The sequence below is a fragment of the Lachnoanaerobaculum sp. OBRC5-5 genome, assembly GCF_000296385.1.
Lineage (GTDB): Bacteria > Bacillota > Clostridia > Lachnospirales > Lachnospiraceae > Lachnoanaerobaculum.
The window spans coordinates 1550391-1573523 of the sequence record NZ_JH815185.1; the positions used below are offsets into that span (position 1 = coordinate 1550391).

General features: G+C 37.8%; 20 protein-coding genes and 1 other annotated feature. Of the genes, 5 read left to right on the plus strand and 15 right to left on the minus strand.

From position 1 onward, the window contains the following. Window positions 1–3: 3 nt before the first annotated feature. From HMPREF1135_RS07400 to HMPREF1135_RS07410, 3 genes are all read right to left on the minus strand, one after another. Window positions 4–1206 (minus strand): acetate/propionate family kinase, encoded by a 1203-nt coding sequence (locus HMPREF1135_RS07400; protein ID WP_007593732.1) that lies wholly within the window; start codon window positions 1204–1206, stop codon window positions 4–6. Window positions 1207–1228: 22 nt separating this feature from the next. Next, window positions 1229–2230 (minus strand): phosphate acetyltransferase, encoded by a 1002-nt coding sequence (gene pta, locus HMPREF1135_RS07405; RefSeq protein ID WP_007593733.1) that lies wholly within the window; start codon window positions 2228–2230, stop codon window positions 1229–1231. A gap of 182 nt (window positions 2231–2412) precedes the next feature. Then, window positions 2413–3063, minus strand: a complete 651-nt coding sequence (locus HMPREF1135_RS07410) for a YesL family protein (RefSeq protein ID WP_007593734.1) — start codon at window positions 3061–3063, stop codon at window positions 2413–2415. 237 nt (window positions 3064–3300) lie between these two features. Here HMPREF1135_RS07410 and HMPREF1135_RS07415 point away from each other — a divergent pair, with 237 nt between their 5' ends. From HMPREF1135_RS07415 to HMPREF1135_RS07425, 3 genes are read left to right on the plus strand one after another with little or no spacing between them, the layout of a single operon-like run. Then, window positions 3301–3921 (plus strand): GntR family transcriptional regulator, encoded by a 621-nt coding sequence (locus HMPREF1135_RS07415; RefSeq protein WP_007593735.1) that lies wholly within the window; start codon window positions 3301–3303, stop codon window positions 3919–3921. A 10-nt stretch (window positions 3922–3931) separates the two neighbouring features. Then, window positions 3932–4774 carry a 5-dehydro-4-deoxy-D-glucuronate isomerase gene (kduI, locus tag HMPREF1135_RS07420; RefSeq protein WP_007593736.1) on the plus strand — a complete coding sequence of 281 codons (843 nt, stop codon included), beginning with the start codon at window positions 3932–3934 and terminating at the stop codon, window positions 4772–4774. After that, window positions 4774–5577, plus strand: coding sequence for a gluconate 5-dehydrogenase (locus tag HMPREF1135_RS07425; RefSeq protein ID WP_034243416.1), 804 nt, complete (start codon window positions 4774–4776; stop codon window positions 5575–5577). Before kduI ends, HMPREF1135_RS07425 begins: the two co-directional genes overlap by 1 nt. Window positions 5578–5640: 63 nt before the next feature. Here HMPREF1135_RS07425 and HMPREF1135_RS07430 read toward each other — a convergent pair whose 3' ends face one another. The 5 genes from HMPREF1135_RS07430 to HMPREF1135_RS07450 form a co-directional block, all read right to left on the minus strand. Next, a complete protein-coding gene (locus tag HMPREF1135_RS07430) occupies window positions 5641–5916 on the minus strand; it encodes a hypothetical protein (RefSeq protein WP_007593742.1) in 276 nt (91 codons plus the stop codon). Between the two features lie 40 nt (window positions 5917–5956). Beyond that, entirely contained in the window at window positions 5957–8158 is a 2202-nt protein-coding gene (locus tag HMPREF1135_RS07435) for a DUF6449 domain-containing protein (protein ID WP_242824846.1), read from the minus strand. Further along, on the minus strand, window positions 8127–9026 hold the full coding sequence (locus HMPREF1135_RS07440) for an ABC transporter ATP-binding protein (RefSeq protein ID WP_007593746.1): 900 nt from the start codon (window positions 9024–9026) through the stop codon (window positions 8127–8129). Before HMPREF1135_RS07440 ends, HMPREF1135_RS07435 begins: the two co-directional genes overlap by 32 nt. Further along, window positions 9023–9403, minus strand: a complete 381-nt coding sequence (locus HMPREF1135_RS07445) for a GntR family transcriptional regulator (protein ID WP_007593748.1) — start codon at window positions 9401–9403, stop codon at window positions 9023–9025. Before HMPREF1135_RS07445 ends, HMPREF1135_RS07440 begins: the two co-directional genes overlap by 4 nt. Before the next feature lie 252 nt (window positions 9404–9655). Then, a complete protein-coding gene (locus tag HMPREF1135_RS07450; protein WP_007593750.1) occupies window positions 9656–10093 on the minus strand; it encodes a hypothetical protein in 438 nt (145 codons plus the stop codon). Window positions 10094–10344: 251 nt separating this feature from the next. On the opposite strand from HMPREF1135_RS07450, the gene typA reads away from it, so the two are divergent. Next, window positions 10345–12180: a translational GTPase TypA gene (gene typA / locus HMPREF1135_RS07455; RefSeq protein ID WP_007593752.1), complete on the plus strand. Its 1836-nt coding sequence runs from the start codon at window positions 10345–10347 to the stop codon at window positions 12178–12180. Window positions 12181–12347: 167 nt separating this feature from the next. Beyond that, entirely contained in the window at window positions 12348–15341 is a 2994-nt protein-coding gene (locus tag HMPREF1135_RS07460) for a transglycosylase domain-containing protein (RefSeq protein ID WP_007593754.1), read from the plus strand. Between the two features lie 45 nt (window positions 15342–15386). On the opposite strand, the gene HMPREF1135_RS07465 is transcribed toward HMPREF1135_RS07460, so the two are convergent. The 7 genes from HMPREF1135_RS07465 to HMPREF1135_RS07495 form a co-directional block, all read right to left on the minus strand. Next, complete coding sequence (locus HMPREF1135_RS07465; RefSeq protein ID WP_007593755.1) at window positions 15387–16178, minus strand: ABC transporter ATP-binding protein; 792 nt, start codon at window positions 16176–16178, stop codon at window positions 15387–15389. Continuing rightward, on the minus strand, window positions 16165–17064 hold the full coding sequence (locus tag HMPREF1135_RS07470; RefSeq protein WP_007593756.1) for an ABC transporter permease: 900 nt from the start codon (window positions 17062–17064) through the stop codon (window positions 16165–16167). Before HMPREF1135_RS07470 ends, HMPREF1135_RS07465 begins: the two co-directional genes overlap by 14 nt. A gap of 8 nt (window positions 17065–17072) precedes the next feature. After that, window positions 17073–18140, minus strand: a complete 1068-nt coding sequence (locus HMPREF1135_RS07475; RefSeq protein ID WP_007593757.1) for an ABC transporter substrate-binding protein — start codon at window positions 18138–18140, stop codon at window positions 17073–17075. A 79-nt stretch (window positions 18141–18219) separates the two neighbouring features. Beyond that, window positions 18220–18446: a binding site (T-box leader), on the minus strand. A 48-nt stretch (window positions 18447–18494) separates the two neighbouring features. Then, window positions 18495–19844: an MATE family efflux transporter gene (locus HMPREF1135_RS07480; RefSeq protein WP_007593763.1), complete on the minus strand. Its 1350-nt coding sequence runs from the start codon at window positions 19842–19844 to the stop codon at window positions 18495–18497. A gap of 3 nt (window positions 19845–19847) precedes the next feature. Next, entirely contained in the window at window positions 19848–21125 is a 1278-nt protein-coding gene (locus HMPREF1135_RS07485; protein ID WP_007593764.1) for an O-antigen polymerase, read from the minus strand. Beyond that, the gene (gene ptsP / locus HMPREF1135_RS07490) at window positions 21119–22843 is read right to left on the minus strand and encodes a phosphoenolpyruvate--protein phosphotransferase (protein WP_007593765.1); all 1725 of its coding nucleotides are present in this window, start codon (window positions 22841–22843) and stop codon (window positions 21119–21121) included. The genes HMPREF1135_RS07485 and ptsP overlap by 7 nt, the downstream gene beginning before the upstream one ends. 13 nt (window positions 22844–22856) lie before the next feature. Further along, window positions 22857–23126, minus strand: coding sequence for an HPr family phosphocarrier protein (locus HMPREF1135_RS07495; protein WP_007593766.1), 270 nt, complete (start codon window positions 23124–23126; stop codon window positions 22857–22859). Window positions 23127–23133 lie beyond the last annotated feature (7 nt).

Below are 23133 nucleotides of genomic sequence, written 5' to 3' on the forward strand. Positions count from 1 at the left end.
ATATTATTTTTTAGCCAGTCTGTAAGTATCTCTTGCTATAGCCAACTCCTCATTTGTAGGCATCAACATAATCTTAACCTTTGAGTCAGGTGTTGAAATCATAGTTCTCTTACCACGAACATTGTTTGCCTCTTCATCAACCTTTGCGCCGATGAATCCCAAAGCATTTCCTACTATCTGTCTTGTAATCTTATCATTCTCTCCGACACCAGCAGTAAAGCAAAGAGCATCAACTCCACCCATAGCGGCTACATAAGCACCTACATACTTTATAATTCTGTATCTGAACGCCTCAAGTGCAACTTTTGCAAGATTATTACCGTCAGCCTCAGCATTCTCTATATCTCTGAAGTCTGATGATACTCCGCCGCTCATTCCGAGAACACCTGATTTCTTGTTAAGTATATCAAGCACCTCGTCTACGCTCTTGTTCTCTTTCTTGCAAATATACTGTACTATAGCAGGATCGATATCTCCCGATCTTGTACCCATGATAAGTCCCTCAAGCGGTGTAAGACCCATTGATGAATCTATACACTTACCGCCGACAGATGCTGAGATTGAAGCACCGTTTCCAAGGTGACATACGATAACTCTTGCTGTGTCTTTGTCAAGACCTGCAAACTTGATAGCCTCCTGTGATACATACATATGGCTTGTACCGTGGAATCCGTATCTTCTGATATGGTAGTTCTCATAGTACTCGTTCGGAATGGCATACTTATATGCTTTCTCAGGCATGCTCATACCGAATGATGTATCAAATGCCGCTACATTAGGAACACCGGGCATAGCCTTTTCTACAGCTTCAATACCCATAAGGTTTGCAGGATTGTGAAGCGGTGCAAGATCTGAATACTTCTCAATATCCTTCTTCACCTCATCTGTGATAACTACAGATTCAGGATATTTTACTCCACCCTGTACTACTCTGTGTCCGATAGCATAAATCTCGCTTGCATCCTTTATTACACCATGTTCCTTATCTGTAAGAGCTTCAAGTACCAAAGCAATAGCCTCTGTATGATTCTTTACATCCTTTTCAATCTTAAACTTCTCTCTTCCTTCAGGCTCATGTGTAAGTTTTGATCCGGGAATTGCGATTCTCTCAAACAATCCCTTTGCCAATACCTCTTCGTTTTCCATGTTTATAAGCTGATACTTTAATGATGAACTTCCGCAATTTATAACCAATACATTTTTCATAATGAACTACACCTCTTTTTTATTATTTATCTTCACCTGCAGCTTGAATTGCTGTGATTGCCACTACGCCTACTATATCTTCATAAGAGCATCCTCTTGAAAGATCGTTTACAGGCTTTGCAATACCCTGACACATAGGTCCGTAAGCATTTGCCTTTGCAAGTCTTTGAACAAGCTTATATCCGATATTTGCCGCATCAAGATCAGGGAATACAAGTACATTAGCATGTCCTGCAACCTTTGAACCCGGTGCCTTGCTCTCTCCTACTTCAGGAACCAAAGCCGCATCAAGCTGAAGCTCTCCGTCAAGACAAAGATCAGGCGCAAGCTCTTTTGCGATTCTTGTAGCCTCAACAACCTTTGTTACATCGTCATGCTTTGCGCTGCCCTTTGATGAATGGCTGAGCATTGCAACTCTAGGCTCCGCTCCTACAAGGAACTTAAAGCTCTCTGCTGATGAAAGTGCAATAGATGCAAGCTTTTCAGGATCCGGATTTTGCTCTATAGAACAGTCTGCAAATACAAATACACCGTTCTCACCGAATTCGCAGTTTGGAACTTCCATTACAAAGAATCCTGAAACAAGCTTTGCACCCGGCTTAGTCTTTATTATCTGTAATGCAGGTCTAAGTGTATTAGCTGTTGAATGACAGGCACCGCTTACAAGTCCGTCCGCATCTCCCGCCTTGAGCATAAGACATCCGTAAGTAGTATAGTCGCTTAACATTTGCTTTCTTGCATCTTCATGAGTAAGTCCCTTTGACTTTCTAAGCTCTACGAAGAGATCCTCATATTCTTTAGTTTTCTCATAAGTATTTGGATCGATTATTGTTGCTCCTGTGATATCACAACCCTTAGAATTCTCTTCTACTTCCTGTGGAGTACCTATTATTATTAGGTCTGCCAAACCATCTTTCAGAATTACCTCGGCAGCCTGATAGATTCTCTTATCCATTGACTCAGGTAATATTATGGTTTTTTTACTTTCTTTTGCACGTTTCTTTAGTTGATCCATCATTGACATATGACATATCCCTTTCCATTCTTACAGCATATAGCTAAATTTCTATCATGTGCTTGTTTGCACATAAAAAGCTCATAAGAGCTCATATATGTAATAGTATAGTAAAAAGATAGCAACAATACAAGCACTATGACAGGTTAATAAAATAACAAAATGTCTAAAAATAAGTACAATCTTTTTTCTTATTCATTATTCTCATCAATATATTTATCAAATATCATGTTAAACTGGCTTGCCTGAAACAGTGAAATCCCAGAACCCAGTACAAAAATAAGCATTGACATCACTCCCGGCATCCTCATGATAAGGATATATACTGCGGCAAGTATCAAAACACTTCCTGCAAGTATTATTATTGTTCTTATAAGGTGTTTTACAGACATAAAAAGCGCCAGCTTAAATGTCTGCTTTATCGGATTGATAAATTTGGCCTGTATCGGGAATATGTATGTGAATATAAACAGCCAAAGTAAAATCAAAAAGCAGGTGATTGTAAATATAATCATTTTTATCACCGTATTTTCTATAGGTGAATAGAAGCTGAAAAATCTTATATCAAAAAAAAGAATTCCACCGACAAATGCCATTATCACCCATATAATTGTCGACTGCAAAAGATTGTCCTTAAAGCTGTGAAAGAACATCGAAAGTACTCCACCGCTGTCACGATCTCTTGCTATCTTCATAGTACAGTAATACATTGCCGTAGTTGACGCTCCGAATGTCACTATAGGAATTGAACATAATACCCAAAGTAAATTCAGTATAAACAGATCCCATATTCTTCCTACAAATCGCCATATAGGATTGTCATAATTAAAAAGTCCGCCCATATATTTCTCCCGGTCAAAATTATTTTATTTTTTCTTTCTTGGATACAAGTTGCTTTCAATCTTGGATACAAGTTTTCGGTTGACTTATTAAAACCCCTGTTATATCATGGTATTATAAGTCGATTAATCATAGCATAAAATATTACTTGCATACAAGATTAATTTATATATGAAAGGGGGCGTGTAAGTATTTCTACCACACAATATATATATTCTGAAATAGAAAACGACATATTGATGCTTAAGTTTAAACCCGGGCAACTTGTAAGTGAAAACATCCTTCGCACCAGATACAATGTTTCAAGAACACCGATACGTTCTGCGCTTTCAAGGCTTGCAGGCGTGGGACTTGTCAATATAATACCAAAGAGCGGTTCAAGAGTATCCATGATCAATATGGAAATCGTCAAGCAGATTATATATGAGAGATTTGCCCTTGAGTGCATGGTTATGAAAGATTACATAGCTGTAGCAACAGAGGGAGATATCAAAAAACTTGAAATGACCGTAGCGCAACTGAATAACAGCTATAAAAATGCCAAATACTTTAAACCTGACAAATTCAAAGAGATAGATTTGTCAATGCATGAATTATTGTATAAGAAAACCGGACATACCTATCTTTGGGAGCAGATAAGAAAATCTGAACCCAATTACACAAGATTTTGTATGCTGGATATGCTGGAATGTAAAAATTATGAGCAGGTAATACTTGAGCACAAACAAATCTATGAGGTAATCAAAAACAGAGATACCTCCAAGATAGAGGAGATAGTTAAAAAGCATCTTTACGGCGGCATTGATAGAATCAATGCAACTTTCAGTAATAAATTTGATGAAATATTTATAGCATATTAAAGGAGGATTTATGGACATTCGTTATTCAGCAAACCAAAGAGACTTTAAATTTTACACTACAGATGAGATAAGAGATGAATTTCTTATTCAAGACCTTTACAGGGAAGACGAGGTAGTTGCCGTATATTCACATGTGGACAGAATGGTGACATTAGGATGTATGCCTGTAAATGAGACCGTTTCCATAGATAAGGGAATTGATGTGTGGTCAAACTTCGGTACAAAGTATTTCCTTGAAAGAAGGGAAATCGGTATTTTCAATATAGGAGGCAAGGGCGAAATCGTTGCGGATGATGAAGTCTTTACACTTGACTATAAAGATTGCCTCTACATTACAAAGGGCACAAAGAATGTTACATTCAGAAGTTTTGATAAGAGCAATCCTGCAAAGTTTTATATGGTAAGTGCTCCGGCACATATTTCATACAAAACCACTTTTATATCAATCAAAGATGCTGCAAAGAAACCTCTGGGTGACAATAAGACTGCAAATAAGAGAGTTATAAACCAGTTTATACATCCTGATGTACTTCAGACTGCGCAGCTTTCCATGGGTATGACAGTTCTTGATGAAGGTAATGTATGGAATACAATGCCTGCACATACTCATGAAAGAAGAATGGAAGTATATATGTACTTTGAAGTTCCAAAGGATAATGTTATCTTCCATCTTATGGGTGAGCCTAATGAAACAAGACATATTGTAATGCACAATGAAGAAGCGGTTATTTCACCTTCATGGAGTATACATTCTGCTGCAGGTACATCAAACTATACCTTTATCTGGGCAATGGGTGGTGAAAATCAGGCATTTGATGATATGGATGTTATAAAGAATGAGGATTTGAGATGATGGAAAATGTTTTAAACAGCTTCAGACTTGACGGGAAAACAGCACTTGTTACCGGTGCATCTCATGGCATAGGCTTTGCAATGGCAAAGGCACTTTCCGACGCAGGTGCGAAGGTAATATTTAACAGCAGTTCAGAGGATGGACTAAAAAAAGGTCTTGAAGCATATAGAAGAGAAAATATTGATGCAAAAGGTTATGTATGTGATGTAACCAATGAGGACGATGTAAAAAAGATGGTAGCCGATATTGAAAAGAATATCGGTGAAATAGATATTTTGGTAAACAATGCAGGAATTATAAAAAGAATTCCAATGACCGATATGAGTGTGGATGAGTTTAATTCAGTTATAGATGTGGACCTTATAGCACCTTTTATTATGGCAAAGGCTGTTTTACCAAGTATGGTAAAGAGAAGAAGCGGTAAGATCATAAATATCTGCTCCATGATGAGTGAGCTTGGAAGAGAAACTGTAAGTGCCTATGCTGCCGCAAAGGGCGGTTTAAAGATGCTCACAAAAAACATTGCTTCCGAATATGGACAGTACAATATTCAGTGCAACGGAATCGGTCCCGGATATATTGCAACCTCACAGACTGCACCTCTTCGTGAAAAGCAGCCTGACGGAAGCAAACATCCTTTTGATTCATTTATACTTGCAAAGACACCTGCAAACAGATGGGGAGACCCTACTGACCTTGCAGGCCCTGTAGTATTCCTCTCATCCCACGCATCCGACTTTGTAAACGGACATATACTTTATGTAGACGGCGGAATACTTGCATATATAGGAAAACAACCTTAAAACATGGTGAGGGGCTGTCAATACCGACAACCCCCTTATTATTTAAATTAATTATAGATTATATTAAATAAAACCGGCATATTTTATAAGTATAATAATTTGTAACACTATACTTATAATCCCAATAATCATTCTTAAAATCAATGTATTTTTACTTAAATCTTTCCCTAAAATAATCGATTTTATTGAATCATACGCTACAGAAACAGAATACAATTCAAATGCTAGCATGGTAATATTATCCCTCATATTTGATGTATCTACAAAAAATATAGCTATATTAAGAATAAAGATTATAACCCATAGTATACTTAATAATATATTAGCTTCTCTTTTCATGACATTAATACCCCCTTCACAAGATCAAATATAATATATATTACTTCTTTATTATATCAGGAATATTACCCTTTTTAAATCCATACGAATTGTAGCCTCTGTAAGCCGAACTTTCTGAATTTCCGGCATTGATAATTGCCGCATAATTGCGATCCTCATTCAGATTTTCCTTATAAGGACTGTCACAAATAACCAGTTTATCCAAAATATCTTCTATATCCTTTTTATCTGTAAAGGTCTTTGGCGTAGTCTCACTCGAATAAGACTCAACTTCTTCGATATTATTATCTAAGTCAATATTTTCCCAATCATTATAAGACACATCTATACTTTCCACATATTCTGCAGGGAACTTATATATAACCTCTACATCCATCTCCTTTAATAAAGACAAAGTCTCCTTAAACTCCGGATATATCGGATAAAAACCCACAGATTCGAGTGAACTTGCATATATATTCTCCCATTTTGAGTATGTAGCACTTGTACTGTCACTTGTATAATTAAATCCGGCATACTTTCTTAAAGCACCTTCCATAAAATTATCATTAAATCTTATGGATGCAAAAGGATAACTTTTTAATTTTGTTTCATAATCAAGATTCATTAGCTCTTTTTTATAGGTTTCCACAAACTTTTTCTTCATCTCATCGTCATGAAACACTATATGAGTATCATTATCCATTATACCGTTAAAGTCCACACTTACTATATTCTCAGGATTTTGTGAAAGTATAGGATAGTTGCTTTTTTTGTAGCTTTCATCAGCATAAACACTTGAAAGGCCCAAAGTACTTTGATCTAAATCCAAATAATAAACTCTGCCTACAGTTCTCCCGTTTTTAAGCTTATATGAAATCAAAACTCTATCAAAATCTCCCTGCGGTTCCAAATCATATTTTGCGGCTTCTATGCCCTGCCTGGCCAACTCCAGTACTGCATCTTTATTTTGGATGTCCATTTTCTTTATCTGATCGGCTTCTATCTTACTGTCACTTGCATAATCCACATCAACAAATGATTCATCATAATATGCGTCCGAAATTTCAACTTTATTATAATACTGTTCAGAATTGCTTTCCAAAAGATCGGATATCACTGCTGTACTCTTTATCTGTGAAGCACTCGGAATATAGCTGTCATATCCGAATATATCAAACTGAAAAGCTGCCGTTATAAATATTGAAATTATTATAAGCACAAGTAATTCAATCTTTTTTGCAAAAATCTTTTTAAAGTCCTGATTGTATATGATTTCCATTACACAATGAGTGATAACACCGCTCACTATAAGTCCGAAAAGTCCCCAGCCGATGCTGTGATTCATTACTTCATATCCCAAAAGATACATAAGTATACTCATAAAGATAACCATCATAGCCTTTATAGGCAACTTTATCACATTAAAGCCGACACTTTTACCTGCCGCCTCTGAAGCCCTTTTCTTATATAGGAAAAGATTTATAAAAAGGAAGGCTATGCTTGCAAGTATTACTATTATAATTCTGGTAAGCCATTTAAGTTCAAATATATTAAACATCAGCATAAAGCTTGACATATTCGGCAGGACATTTTCAATAATAAATCCCGATGTGTAGTAAGTATCAAAGAACGTACTTTGATATCCCTTAAGCACCAATGAAATTAAAGGAAAATAAAAGCTGAAAAATCCACAGGCCAATATTCCTATAAGCATATTTCCTGTAAGCATTATTGAAAACACTGTCAAAAAATAGCTCAGTATAAATAATAATGTCCACTCCGCTATAGCCCATAATGCCGATGTAATCACCATTATTTCACCTGTATTTGCAAGTACCAAAAGACTTGCCACAATTTCACAGATAATAAAAGGTATAACAACTATCAATATGCCGTTTATTATCTTTATAAAATAGAGGACTTCTCTTTTTACAGGTAAACTGTGATATAAATCCACCTTCTTTTTGGAATACAGATATGCAAATCCTGACATTGCCATAACCAGAGACAATACTATAAATATAATTCCAAAAAAAGGATTTGTAACATCTATATAGGAAATGAAGTTTAATGCCAAATCCTCTCTATAAGAGTATGAAGAGTATGCGCTACCTTCATATAAATTAAAGCTTATCATCATAGCGGTTGCCACGATAAGCGAAAAGAAAAATATAAGAATACTGATTGCCAGAGTCCAGACTCTTGTTTTAAAGTCCTCTTTCATCAATTTAAAAAATAAGCTTTTTGATGTCATATCCATACACCTCCGTTTCACTTATAAATATCTCTTCAAGACTGAGTCCCATCATCTCATAAAATACAGGGGCAAAGGACTCCATCTTCTCTCTAATATCCTCTTCACTTCCCTTTATGGTAATTGTGTGCACTCTGCCGCTGTTTTTTACCTGCATAATATCAAGCTCTTTAAGTCTTTCCATATCGAAGTCTTTTTCAAATACACATTGCACCTTATGGATATTCAACTTCATATCGGAAACATCCTTTGATAAAAGTATTCCGCCCTTGTGCAAAAGTCCCACATGATCGCATATATCCTCAAGCTCTCTAAGGTTGTGTGAAGCTATTATAGGTGTAAGTCCTCTTTCATCCATCTCCTTTGCAAAAAGACTCTTTACCGCCTGCCTCATTACAGGATCAAGTCCGTCAAATGTCTCGTCGCAGAGCAGATATCTGGTGTTTGCAGCCACTCCTATTGCAATGCAGAGTTGCTTTTTCATACCCTTTGAAAAAGTATTTATCTTTCTGTTGATATCCAGATCAAGTGCCTTCAAAATATCTTGACACTTCTTAACATCAAAGTCTCTGTAAACAGATGTATAAAACTTTATTATCTCTTTCGGTGTGGTATTTGAAAAGAAAAACTGGTCATCTGAAATATAGAAAAACTTTTCTTTTGCCATTATATTTTCAAATACATTTTCATCATCTATAAGTATCTCACCGCTGTCAGGTTTCAGTATTCCGGCAAGAGTCTTTAAAAAAGTACTCTTTCCCGCACCATTGGTACCTATAAGTCCGAACACATCTCCGTCTCTTATAATTGCATTGATATTGTCAAGCGCCTTTATATTGTCAAAACTCTTGCTTAAATTCTTTGCTTCTATCATGCTCCCTCCTTCGCTTTATGTTCCGGATAAAACTCTTCCACTTTTTTACAAAATTCTTCTTTACTTATTATCTTTCTTGATTTGTCTACAAGTTCTTCAAGCTCTTTATATATGATGCTTTTCTTGTTTTCCTTTATAACATCCATATCTGCTACAAAACTTCCGACACCTTTTACGCTGTATACATAGCCCTGGCGCTCCAACTCGATATATGCCTTTTGTATAGTATTTGGATTTATCGAGAGGTCTACAGCAAGACTACGTACAGACGGAAGCTTATCTCCGGGCTCCAATGCCCCGATAAGCATAAGATCCGAAAGCCTGTCCACCACCTGTTCGTAGATGGCTCTCTTATCTCTTGAGTCAATTACAATCATAGATTTCTCCTTTTAACTGTATTATCTATCATAGTACAGTTAATATAGCATTTTTTTTATATTTTTTCAATGTTTTCTTTCGACCTTTATTCATTAATCCATTTTCGTAGCTGTGTATTAGAATCATTTCTTATTGAATTCAAAACCATGTTTTTCCATAAAAAATACCGACCTCCTAATCGTTAGATTTTGGTCTAACTTTTAGTGGTCGGTACCAATCGTTAAGACAACAGCCTTTTTATAAATTCAAAATCATTTGTTTTTTCCTGACACTTCCAAAAATAATACTACAATTCCACAAACACCTGCAAGAATGAAACTAATCATTCCAAAGCACACATCCATAATATTACTCATATCCATACAGTAGATATGTGCAGCTACTGTTACAAAAGCTGCAATTATCAAAAACAAATATATAACTACCATTATGTTGGAATTTATCTTCTTATCCTTACTTAACTTACCATTATCATATAATAAAAGCCCATCTTCTTCACTTTTATCTCTCCTTTTTGAAAATTCAAAAACTACCTCTACAATAAATACAATGCCACAAACAATATTCAGCACAACACCAAAGACCGCCGTAGTGCTCACCACCCTCATTTCATTATAAAAGAATACTGCCGAATATAGAAAGCCTATGGCAAAACAAAAACACAGTAAAACTTTAAAAACATTTTTCATAAACTTCATTCCTTAAATATACTCAGGTACATGTAAATATTAGATCACTTTAATAATACTATATAAACAAAATAATACAATCCTTTTATTTTTATCTATTATGCGGTATACTAGTAAGGTAGGGTTATTATAATTAAAAATATATAAATACTAACAAACCGAGCCCTTATACTAAATTTATACTATGATATAGCAAAAAAAACAAAAAAATGTTATAATAGTTATTTGTAAATTTTTATGAGGAAGAATATATGATAACAAAAAGAGAAGATATAAGAAATATTGCCATTATCGCCCATGTAGACCACGGTAAAACTACATTGGTCGATCAGCTCTTAAAACAAAGCGGTGTTTTCAGGGCAAATCAGGAAGTGGCTGAAAGAGTAATGGACTCAAATGATATAGAGAGAGAAAGAGGAATCACCATTCTGTCAAAAAATACGGCAGTACACTATGGTGATACCAAGATAAATATCATAGATACACCGGGACATGCTGACTTCGGCGGAGAGGTGGAGCGTGTTCTTAAGATGGTAAATGGTGTTGTTTTGGTAGTAGATGCCTATGAAGGCGCTATGCCTCAGACAAAGTTCGTTCTAAGAAAAGCTCTTGAGCTTGACCTTGAAGTACTTTGCCTTATCAATAAATGTGACAGAGAAGAAGCAAGACCTGAGGAAGTTGTTGATGAGATCCTGGAGCTTTTACTTGACCTTGATGCAAACGAGCATCAGCTTGATTGTCCTTTCCTCTTTGCAAGTGCAAGAGGCGGCTGGGCAAGATACAATGTAAATGATACCAATGAGGATATGAAGCCTTTATTTGAGACTATAATCAAGCATATACCTGCACCTACAGGTGATGAAGATGCGGACCCTCAGGTACTTATCAGTACAATCGACTACAATGAATATGTAGGTAGAATCGGTGTAGGTAAAGTCGATAACGGTGTTATCAAGGTAAATCAGGAAGTTGCTTTGGTAAACCACCACGACCCTGATAAGATGAAAAAAGTAAAAATAGGTAAGCTTTATGAATATGAAGGCTTAAACAGAGTTGAAGTTAATGAAGCAAGAATAGGTTCAATAGTAGCCATTTCAGGTATTCCCGATATTCATATAGGAGATACTCTGACATCGGTTGAAAATCCCGAGGCAATTCCTTTCCAAAAGATTTCAGAGCCTACAATCTCTATGAACTTTATGGTAAATGACTCTCCTCTTGCAGGTAGAGAAGGAAAATACATCACTTCAAGACATTTGCGTGAAAGACTTTTTAGAGAGTTAAATACCGATGTCAGCCTCAGAGTTGAGGAAACAGAGTCTCCTGATTGTTTTAAGGTGTCAGGTAGAGGCGAGCTTCACCTTTCAGTTCTTATAGAGAATATGAGAAGAGAAGGTTTTGAGTTTGCTGTAAGTAAGGCCGAAGTTATTTATCACTATGATGAGAGAAACCAAAAGCAGGAGCCTATGGAGCTTGCATTTGTAGATGTTCCTGACGAGTTCTCAGGTGCCGTTATTCAAAAGCTTACATCTAGAAAGGGTGAACTTCAGGGAATGAGTCCGACACATGGCGGATATACAAGACTCCAATTCCTTATTCCTTCCCGAGGTCTTATAGGCTACAGAGGTGAGTTTATGACAGACACCAAGGGAAACGGTATTCTCAATACAGAGTTTGACGGTTATGCTCCATATAAGGGTGATATGTTCTATAGAAAGACCGGTTCTCTTATCGCTTTTGAGAGCGGCGAGTCTATTACCTACGGCCTTTTCAATGCACAGGAGCGCGGTACTTTATTTATCGGTCCCGGAGAAAAGGTATATGCAGGTATGGTTATCGGTAAGAACGGTAAGGCTGAGGATGTTGAAATCAATGTATGTAAGACAAAGAAACTTACAAATACAAGATCATCCAGTGCGGATGAGGCGCTCAGACTTGTTACACCGAAAGTCATGAGCCTTGAGGAATCACTTGAATTTATAGATACCGATGAGCTTTTAGAGGTAACTCCTGAAAATCTTCGTATCAGAAAGAAAATCCTCGATCCGACACTTAGAAAACGTTCTATGATAAAGTCGAAGCAATAATATATAAAGGTATCCGCTTTTGGATGCCTTTTTTTATTAATAATAGCTTATAAAAAATAAAGATTATTTAAAGCTGATAGCCTATATTAAATTAATGATGTATAATTCGGTATAAGGGCAAATGCTCCGGATTATTTATGTAAATTTATTTTGAAAAGGAAAAAGTGATGAATAAAGAGAATGAAAATAAAACTCCCGAGAAAAGCTCCAAGTCACCCGGATCAAGAAAAAAGAAATATATAAACAAATTTATATTTCAGGCTGTAAAGACATTTTTTCTTGCACTGCTTGTAGTGACCGTTCTTGGAGGTGCCATGGCGGTAGGCATGATAAAGGGTATTATAGACAATGCCCCTGATGTGGACGTTGACAGTATTGTTCCTTTAGGATATGCCACCACAGTATACAATGCATCCGGTCAGGTTACCGATACCTTGGTAATGGCCGGTTCAAACCGTGAAGAGGTAACTTATGACGAACTTCCGAAAGTTCTTATTGATGCATTCGTGGCAATAGAGGACTCCCGATTTTGGAAGCATAACGGAATAGATACCAGAGCTATACTCAGAGCGGTCAGCGGTGTAATAACCGGAAACAGTTCATCAGGTGGCGGCTCTACCATAACACAGCAGCTTATAAAGAATAATGTGTTCAACGGCGGTAGAGAAAGAAGTTTCGGAGAAAAGGTAGAAAGAAAATTCCAGGAAATGTATCTTGCCGTAAAGCTTGAAAAACAGATGGATAAAAAGTTGATACTTACAAATTATCTGAATACCATCAACCTTGGAAGCAACTCACTGGGAGTAAAAGTTGCCGCAAGAAGGTACTTCGGAAAGGAAGTATCCGACTTGACTCTTTCCGAAGCCACTGTAATAGCCGGTATAACAAAGGGGCCTACCAAGTACAACCCTATTACCGGTCAGGAGGCAAATTCCGAAAGAAGAAAAATAATACTTCAATATATGTATGAGCAGGGTTATATCACAAAGGAACAGCAGGAGGAGGCTCTTGCAGATGATGTGTATTCAAGAATCCAAAATATAAATACGCTTGCAAAGGAAAAAAATAATCACTACAGCTATTTTACAGATGCTTTAATTTCACAGGTTACATCCGCATTTATAAATGAACTGGGATATACCGAAACTCAGGCACATAATCTTTTGTACAGCGGAGGTCTCTCAATATATACCACTCAGGATCCTTCACTTCAGCAGATTGTGGACAGCGAAGTCAACAATCCTGAAAACTATCCTGATACAAAGTATGCACTTGAATACAGACTTACAGTCACAGACAGTGAAAAGAACACACATAATTATTCCGAAAAGGATATTAACAAATACCATTCAGATGTGCTTCACGACGGCTTCAACGGACTTTATACCACTGAGGATGCCGCAAAAGCGGATGCTGAAAGCTATAAAGCTACAGTCGTTAAAGATGGCGATACAGTAGTAGGTGAAAGTGTAAAAACTGTTTTGGAGCCTCAGGTTTCCTTTGTTCTTATGGATCAAAAAACAGGTGCCGTAAAGGCTATAAACGGAGGTAGAGGTGAAAAGACATCTTCTCTTTCTCTAAACAGGGCTACAAATACTACCAGACAGCCGGGTTCAACTTTTAAGGTAGTGTCATCATTTGCACCTGCACTTGATACCAGCGGTGATACTTTGGCTACAACATATTATGACGCCGAATATACAATAGGAGAAAAAACTTTCCAAAACTGGTATGACAAACAGGGATATATGGGATGGTCAAGCATTCGTGACGGTATCATATATTCTATGAATATAGTTGCATTAAAAACACTTATGGAAACCGTAACACCGAGAGTCGGAGTACAGTATGCCAAGGACTTCGGTATTACCACTCTTACGGATCAGGACTACAATGCATCCCTTGCACTCGGAGGTCTTACAAAGGGTGTTACAAACCTTGAGCTTACAGGTGCCTTTGCGACAATAGCAAATCAAGGTGTATATACAAAGCCTGTCTTCTTTACAAAGATTGTAGACCACAACGGAAAGACCTTGATTGACAATACTACACCTCAGACTCACAGAGTTATAAAGGATTCAACCGCATTTCTTCTTACAGATGCTATGGCGGCATCTACAGAGAACAACAGAAAGTTTGCAAGCAGCGGAATAAATATAAATTCCACATCTACCAGAGCTCATCTCGATAATATGAGTGTAGCAGGTAAGTCAGGTACAACTTCCAAGAATGTTGACGTATGGTTTGTAGGATTTACACCATATTATACTGCAGGAGTATGGGCAGGATGTGATGAAAACCAAACTCTCTCAGACAATGGAGGTACAAGCTTCCACAAGGATATATGGCGAAAGATAATGACTAAAGTTTCAGAGGGTTCCGAGGATATAGGCTTCCCTGTTCCAGATTCCGTTGAAACCGCAGTTGTCTGCAGAAAGTCCGGAAAACTTCCTATACCGGGAGTTTGTGACCACGACCCTCGTGGCGATTCCACATATACGGAATATTTTGCCAAAGGAACTGTGCCTACAGAAGTATGCGATCACCACACTACAGTAACGGTATGTAGCGAAAGCGGTCTTTTGCCTACTGCAAACTGCCCGAATACGGTTACAAAGGTTGCACTTATAGTTCCAAGCGGACAATCAAATACCGATGATTCACAGTATGCGGTACCTACAGCCACATGTACCATCCACGGCGGACCGAGTCAAATTATTGATCCTAATGCGCCTACGGCAAATGACGGAGAAGATGCAGGAGTCGGTGTGTCACCAAGGGTAAGTGTAAATCATCCGGTTGTGAATCCGAAACAAAATAATGTAACTGTCGGTGTGGCACCGAACGGGGATGTTGTCGGAGCGGCACCGGGAAGTAATTCATCCGGCCAATCACCTAATACAATTGTTGCTCCAAGTAAGGCAAACTCAAACAGTTCAAAACCTAAGAGGCAGCCTTCAGAAATAAAAATTCCCGAGACTACCACAGCCTCACCTATAAATACAGGCCCGTCTTCAAAAGGACCTGAGGATTCCGACGTATTACACGGCCCCGGAGTTACTCCGACCACTGAAGCACCACGTACGGGACCCGGTGCTCATATGTCCACTGAAGGTCCGGGAGGCCAAGGTTCTCCGGTACTTATAGGACCCGGGCAATAATATTCAAACAAAAAACGAGCTCTACAATTTGTAGAGCTCACTTTTTTATTCACCTAAAATCATCTTATCGGTCAATACGGCATCCGTTCCGGAATACAATTCCATCACATCCGAAACCGTCATATTCTTTCTCATATCACCTTCAAGAACTTTTAATATGCTGCCGTTATTCATAACTATTGTTTTATTTCCGAAATGCAAGGCATCTTTGATATTATGTGTAATCATCAAGGTTGTAATATTATTTTCGGTTACTATCCTGTTAGTTATTTCCATTATCTTCTTACTGGTCTTGGGATCAAGTGCCGCAGTATGCTCATCAAGTAGCAAAAGTTCAGGTGTTTCCATAGTAGCCATTAAAAGAGTAAGCGCCTGTCTTTGTCCGCCGCTGAGTCCTCCGACTTCATTTTTCAATCTGTGCTCAAGCCCCAAGCCAAGTTTTGTGCATACAGATTTGAAATACTCTCTGTCACTTCTTCTTACTCCAAGTCCGAATCTCACCTTTTTACCGCGGCTGTATGCCAGTCCCATATTTTCTTCTATCGTCATATGAGGTGCCGTACCCTTTAGTGGGTCCTGATACAGCCTGCCTATGAATCTTGCTCTTTTATGCTCCTTCATATATGTGATATCAAGGCCGTTATTATATATTCTTCCGCTCTCCACTTCTATATTACCTGCAATCGCATTTAACATAGTGGATTTTCCTGCACCGTTACTGCCTATTACAGTTACAAAATCTCCGTCATTCAATTTAAGATTCAAATCACATAAGGCCTTTTTCTCATTTACAGTGTCCTTATTAAATATTACATTAACATTTTTAATTTCCAGCATGTATCTTTCTCCATCTTGCAATTGTAGGCTTTATCAAAGGTATACTTATTGCAATCACAACTATTACCGCTGAGAAAAGCTTTAAGTATATGGCAGGAAGCCCAAGTCCGAATGCTACCGCAAGCATTATACGATATATTATCGCACCTACTACCACGGCAATCAAATGTCTTAACATCCCTCTTTTTCCTATAACAGTCTCTCCTATTATGATACTTGCAAGTCCAAGTACCAGCATTCCGGTTCCTACTCCATGTGTAGCTGTCATATTATACTGTGCATATATTGCACCGGAGAAGGCTACTATAAGATTACAAAGTGCAAATCCCAGTATTTTCATAGCATCTGTATTTATACTTGAACTTCTTACCATTGCCTCATTATCACCGGTAGCTCTAAGAGAAAGTCCTACCTGAGTCATTAAAAACAACTTTAATGCGGCTACCAAAACAACAACAATTATAAACAGTAAAATCAACTTTCCTATGTCGGTTGTACCTATAAAAAACTTTCCTTCAAAAGGAGTAAATACAGTCTTTTCACCGTAGAAGAAAACACTTGGCTTATCACCCATTACAAAGAGATTTATAGAATACAAACCCGTCATTGTAAGTATTCCTGCCAATATAGCATGGATTTTCAATTTTGTATGTAATATACCGGTAACAATGCCTGCAATCATTCCGCCTAAGGCACCCATTAAAAGTCCCATAGTCGGATTTTTAGCTACAGACCATATAGCACTGTAAGCCAGGCCTATAACAAAACTTCCGTCCACCGTCAAATCCGGCAGGTCCAAAATTCTGAAAGCTATAAATAATCCCAGTGATAATATTGCAAATATCAGTCCAAGTTCAATACTACCCAGTAATGTTGATAATGTCATTTTTACTCCTAATTATTTGATTTAATCTCGACAAATTTCTTGTCTGTTTTGATGTTCTCAGGTATCTCTATACCGAGTGCGGCAGCTGTATCTGTATTTACATAGATAAACAAATCATCCTTAAATACTTTTACAGGGATTTCATTTACAGATTTTCCCTTAAGTATTTCATCCACCATCTTGGCTGTTTCTTTTCCGAGATCTGTATAGTCAATACCCACTGTAGCAAGACCGCCGTCCATTACCATAGAGTCGGCACCTACATATATAGGCTTTTTAGCCTTTATTGCCTCTGATGTAAGTATAGGCATAGCCTCTGCAACAGTATTGTCGTTTGATACAAATATCATATCCACTTTTTCAAAAAGTGATGCTGCTGCTGTCTGAAGGTCGGCACTTGTTGAAATACTTACTGTTTCAAGCTCAAGATTTTTCTCTTTTACATAGTTTTCAAGTAATCCGAGATTAGTTACAGAATTGTCCTCTCCCGGATTGTATATAAAGCCTACCTTCTTTACATCAGGAGTGATTTGAAGTGCCAGATCCATTATTTTATCAATCTGTACCGCATCACTTGTTCCTGTCATTCCCTTGTCAGGCGCATTCATATCTGTAAGTATTCCTGCACCTATAGGATCTGTAACTGCAGAGAAAACTACAGGTGTTGTCTTTGTTAAACTCATAGCTCCCTGTGCTACAGGTGTAGCGATACCTACCACAACATCCTGCTTATCACCCTCAAATCCCTGAACTATACTTGTGATATTTGACATATCTCCCTGTGCATTTTGGAATGTTATCTTAACGTTCTCACCGTCCACATATCCCAGGTTCTTTAACTCATCTTTAAATGAATTATATATTATATCAAGTGACTTATGCTCAACCAGCTGAATCACTCCGATTTTTTTCATCTCCGTGCTGTCTGTAGACTCCGCTTTTGCACTCTCTGCAGCACTGCTGTCTGCTGCTGTAGTTTCCGTATCAGTGCTCTGCGCCGTATCCGCCTTCGGTGTACATCCCGCCATCAAAGCCGCACCTATTGCAATAATTCCAAGTTTCTTTATTAAATTCATTTTCTCCTCCTTAAGGCATTCGATATAGATATATATTTACCGACAGTGACCTTTGCACAAAAAACGCAGGCCCTCTTATCCAAAGGACAAGCAAAGCCTGCGGTACCACCTTCATTAGTAAAAATACTCTCTCTAAAAAAATGCCGACACATTTTCTGCCCGGTAACGGGAGCACCCGTCTTAGCTACTTGTTTCCTTTCACCTCGCCCTCATGGGTCCATATTAAAATCGTCATCCCTATCGGTTCTCAGCACCTCCGACTCTCTGTGAGTAACTAATTTCTTTTCTCCCAATCAACGGTTTTATTAATTTATACTGTAAAAACATAAAATTGTCAATATTTACCACTAAAATTTATGCATTTATTTTCCTGAAAAATTTCACTATAAGCGGCATTACAATAATAAATGAAATAATATCCGCCGCCGGTTGTGCAAGCTGTATCCCGTATATTCCAAGAAATTTCGGCAATATAAGCACCATAGGAACAAATGTAATACCGCTTCTTAAAAACGAGGCTATTGATGAAGCCAGATTTTCTCCCGCTCCCTGAAACATCATACTGGCGGCAAGCGTAATAGGTGATAAAAATAAAACCACACATTGTGCTCTTAAGGCAAAGGTTCCAATATTTATAACATCGGCATCATCTCTGAATAAACCTATTATATGTCCTGAAAATATAAGTGAGACAACACTTAAAATTCCTATTATTATCATACTGAGTCCACAGCAAAATACAAAAGCCCTCTTCACACGCTTAAACTTCTTTGCACCGTAGTTAAAAGCCGATACGGGTTGAAATCCCTGTGAAATTCCAAGTGCAACGGCAAATATAAAATTACATACCCTGCCGACAATACTCATAGCCGCAATAGCCGCGTCACCATAAGGCATGGACATATAGTTTAAAACCATAGTTGAAACACTCATCATTCCCTGTCTTATCAGACTCGGAAAGCCTGTCTCCAATATATTTACAATATCCTTTGCATCTTTTGATACCGCTGAAAGTCTAAGCCTGGAAACGGTTCTTTCTCCACCGAACATCGCAAGCAATACAAAAAAGCTTATAACCTGTGAAACCGCAGTTGAGATACCTGCCCCCAAAGTGCCCATATTAAATACAAATATAAATATCGGGTCTCCGATAATATTTAATACTCCACCAAGAGTAAGACCTACCATTGCAAGTGCGGCTTTACCCTCATACCTCAGAACATTATTCAGCACACAGCTTCCTGTCATAAAAGGAGCTGAAAGAAGTATACAGATACTGTAGCTCTTTGCATAAGGCATTATCGTATCGGTACTTCCCATCAGTCTAAGCAAAGGCTCCATAAATACTATACCGAAGATCATTATAAGCACACCCAAAACAAGTGACATAAAAAATCCTGTAGATGCAAACTTTATGGCCTCATCGCCCTGCTTATTTCCAAGCTTTCTGGATATATTTGAGCCGCAACCGTGACCGCACATAAATCCGAGTGCCTGATTTATAGTCATCAAAGAGAATACTATACCTATAGCGGCAGAAGCACTGGTTCCGAGCTTTCCGACAAAAAATGTATCCGCCATATTGTAAATATTCGTTACAAGCATACTTATGATAGTGGGAATGCTGAGCCGTAAAATCAGTTTTTCTACAGGAGTCTCTGTCATTTCCCTGTACTGCCTGTCTAGGGCATTCATATTTTCCATAAGCTACCTGCCTTTCTGCTCACATATGAAAAATATCGACATTGTCACTATAAAATAAAACCATGTGGCAGGATTTGAAAACCATGTGGTAAAAAATGAAAGCGCGAGATAAATAAATACTTGTGCATATATAATATAGAATGTTACATGTCTTGTACTTCTAATAAATTTCTCAAAGAAATAACCGATGCAGCCAAGTGCCGCGGAAAATACGGCAACACCTGCTATTCCGAAGTCATAAAAGGCATCATAAAATAGTGTCACTGTTGTAAGTTCAGTTTTATTTACAAAAATAGGGAAGTCCACTATCTTCGGATATATAAACTTAATTCCCGTAAGAGCCCAAAGAGGAAAAAGTCCCTTTAATCCGAAGCTGTGTTTCGGCAATTCCTTTATCAAAGTATCCAAATTGTCATAATTATTTGCAATATAAATATATGGCTGATTTATAAATATAGGCAGATTATATTTCATTTCAAATATACCGTTAAGATACTCCACATTATGGCTTCTTGCCACAGAAAGCAATAAATATACCGGAACGATAAATACTATAACGCTCACAAAATATACAGGTCTTATCCTTTCCCTCTTTAATATAAGTAAGGTTACAAAGGCAAGAAGCACAGCAAACATAAACTGAAATCTTGATACACAAAGTATCGGTATCGCCATAGCAATAATATTTGCTAAAACCAAAAATATTACCTTTATAATCCCAAGCCTGCTCTCTTCATTTAAGTAGACAATACTGAAAGCCGGCACCAAAATACAGCTTACTGTAAAGTAATGTACGCCTGAAATATGAAAATAAGAGTATGCATGAGGAACACCTTTTTCAAAAAGAGGAATAAAGTCCAGTACAATGGCCTCTATATTAAAAGCTGTCAAAGATGTGAGCGCAAGTATAATGATACATGCATACATCATATCCTCATTGCTTCTTTCAAGCACTCTCTCTCCGTTTGAATAAGGATTACCCTTAATCGCCTTCAATATTTCAAATACAATATAAAAACATCCGAAGGCCAGACAAAAGCAGATCCATGTAGTATCTCCCCATGGTTTTGCAAGGTATGAAAGCTTCATAGCTGCAAGACCCTCACCGCCGATAAACGCCAGTGCAAAAACACCTCTAAGATTTACCAATGATTTTGAGTATCTGTATTCCTTAATATACAGATACAATGCCGCCAAAATTAGAACAAACCCGGACAGGGCATAACGCTCCATCCGGGATAATACATACGCTAATAAACTGCAAACAGTGTATATTAACATCCAAGCTCCTCTGTCAATTTCTTTAAGTACTCTTTAATCTCACTCTCTGTTGACATCTCAAGCACCTTATCCACCTTAGCTTTCAAGTCCTTGCTGTCACACCCGGAAATTATCTGTCTGGACTTCAGTATACTCGAAGCCGACATTGAAAATTCATCCATTCCCCATGCTAAAAGTGCAGGAATAAGCAAAGGATCCGCCGCAGCCTCACCGCACATTCCGACCATTATTCCGGCCTTTTTACCTTCTGTAATAATTCTGTTGATACTTCTGAGTACTGCAGGTGAAAATGGTGAATACAGACCTGCAATCTTTACATTTCCTCTGTCTACGGACATTGTATATTGAATAAGATCATTGGTACCTATACTGAAGAAATCCACCTCTTTTGCGAATATATCGGCAAGTAATGATGCAGCTGCGGTCTCAACCATGATACCGACTTCTATATTCTTATTATATGCAATATTCTTTTCATCAAGTTCTTTCTTTATATCATTTATAAGCGCCTTAGCTTCTCTGATTTCATCCATGGATGTAATCAGCGGCAACATTATCTTGATATTTCCGTAAGCACTTGCACGAAGCAATGCTCTAAGCTGCGGTATATAAATATCATCTTTTCTGTCAAGGCAGAGTCTTATGGCACGATATCCGAGGAAAGGATTCTCATCCTGTACTATTCCCATATAAGGGATTTCCTTATCACCGCCTATATCAAGAGTTCTGATAATAACAGGCTTTCCTTCCATGGCCACAGCTACTTCCTTATAGCTTTCAAACTGCTCTTCTTCAGTAGGCATACAGTCTCTGTCCATAAATAAGAACTCGGTTCTGAAAAGTCCGATACCTTCGCCGCCGTTTTCAATTACCTTTTTGGCATCCTCAGGGCTTCCGATATTTCCGGCTATTTCCACCTTCTTACCGTCCTTAGAAATACTTGGCAATTCTCTGTATTTCTTTAACAGTTCCTTGTTTGCATCATACTTTTTCTTTTTATCCTCATACTCGGTTTTTTGTGCATCTGTCGGCAGTATAATGACCTCTCCGCTCTCACCGTCAAGAAGTATATCCGTGTCGTCACTTATATCCTCAGGAAGATTTGAAAGTCCCACTACTGCAGGTATTTCAAGTGCTCTTGCAAGAATAGCCGAATGTGAGGTCTTTCCGCCAAACTGTGTAACTATTCCGAGCACATTCTCGGGATTAAGTCCTGCCGTCATGGAAGGTGTCAAATCCTTTGCAACCAGAATACTGCCATAAGGAAGTTTTGAAAGATCGGTATTTTCTATACCGAGTATCTTCTTTATAAGTCTTGTTTTAATATCAAGCATATCGGTAGCTCTTTGCTGCATAAGTTCGTCATCCATTGAAGCAAATACGGCGGCATATTGATTACATACCTCTTCTATCGCATACTCCGCACAAACACTCTCAACTTTTATACGGTTAACTATCTCATCTACAAGCATAGGATCGGACATAAGCATAATATGTCCGAACAAAATCTCCGCTTCCTTCGCCGAAGCATTCTTTTCCAAAGCCTGCGACATCTCTTCGGTCTCAGCCTTAGTGATATCCAGAATTCTCATGAAGTTATTCACTTCAGCTTCACTATCCGGAATACTTTTCTTTACAACTTCCACATTTTGTTCTCTGACTACTTTTGCAGCTCCGATACCGATACCCTCGGCAGCTCCTACGCCATAAATTTTCATTATAAACCTCTACTTACTTTAACTCACCAAAACCTGAATTTATCAAATTCTTTAAAGCTTCCAAAGCCTCATTCTCATCCCTGCCGTCACATGTTATCTTAATGGTATCACCACATTTTACACATGCCGCAAGCACACTCAGAACACTCTTGGCATTTGCTGTAGCATCCTTAAATATAATATATATTTTAGAATCATATTTCAATGCTTCCTTGCATAAATTGCCTGCCGGTCTTAAATGCAAGCCACTTGGGTTTATCACCTTAAGTTCTTCTGAAACCATCCTAAAA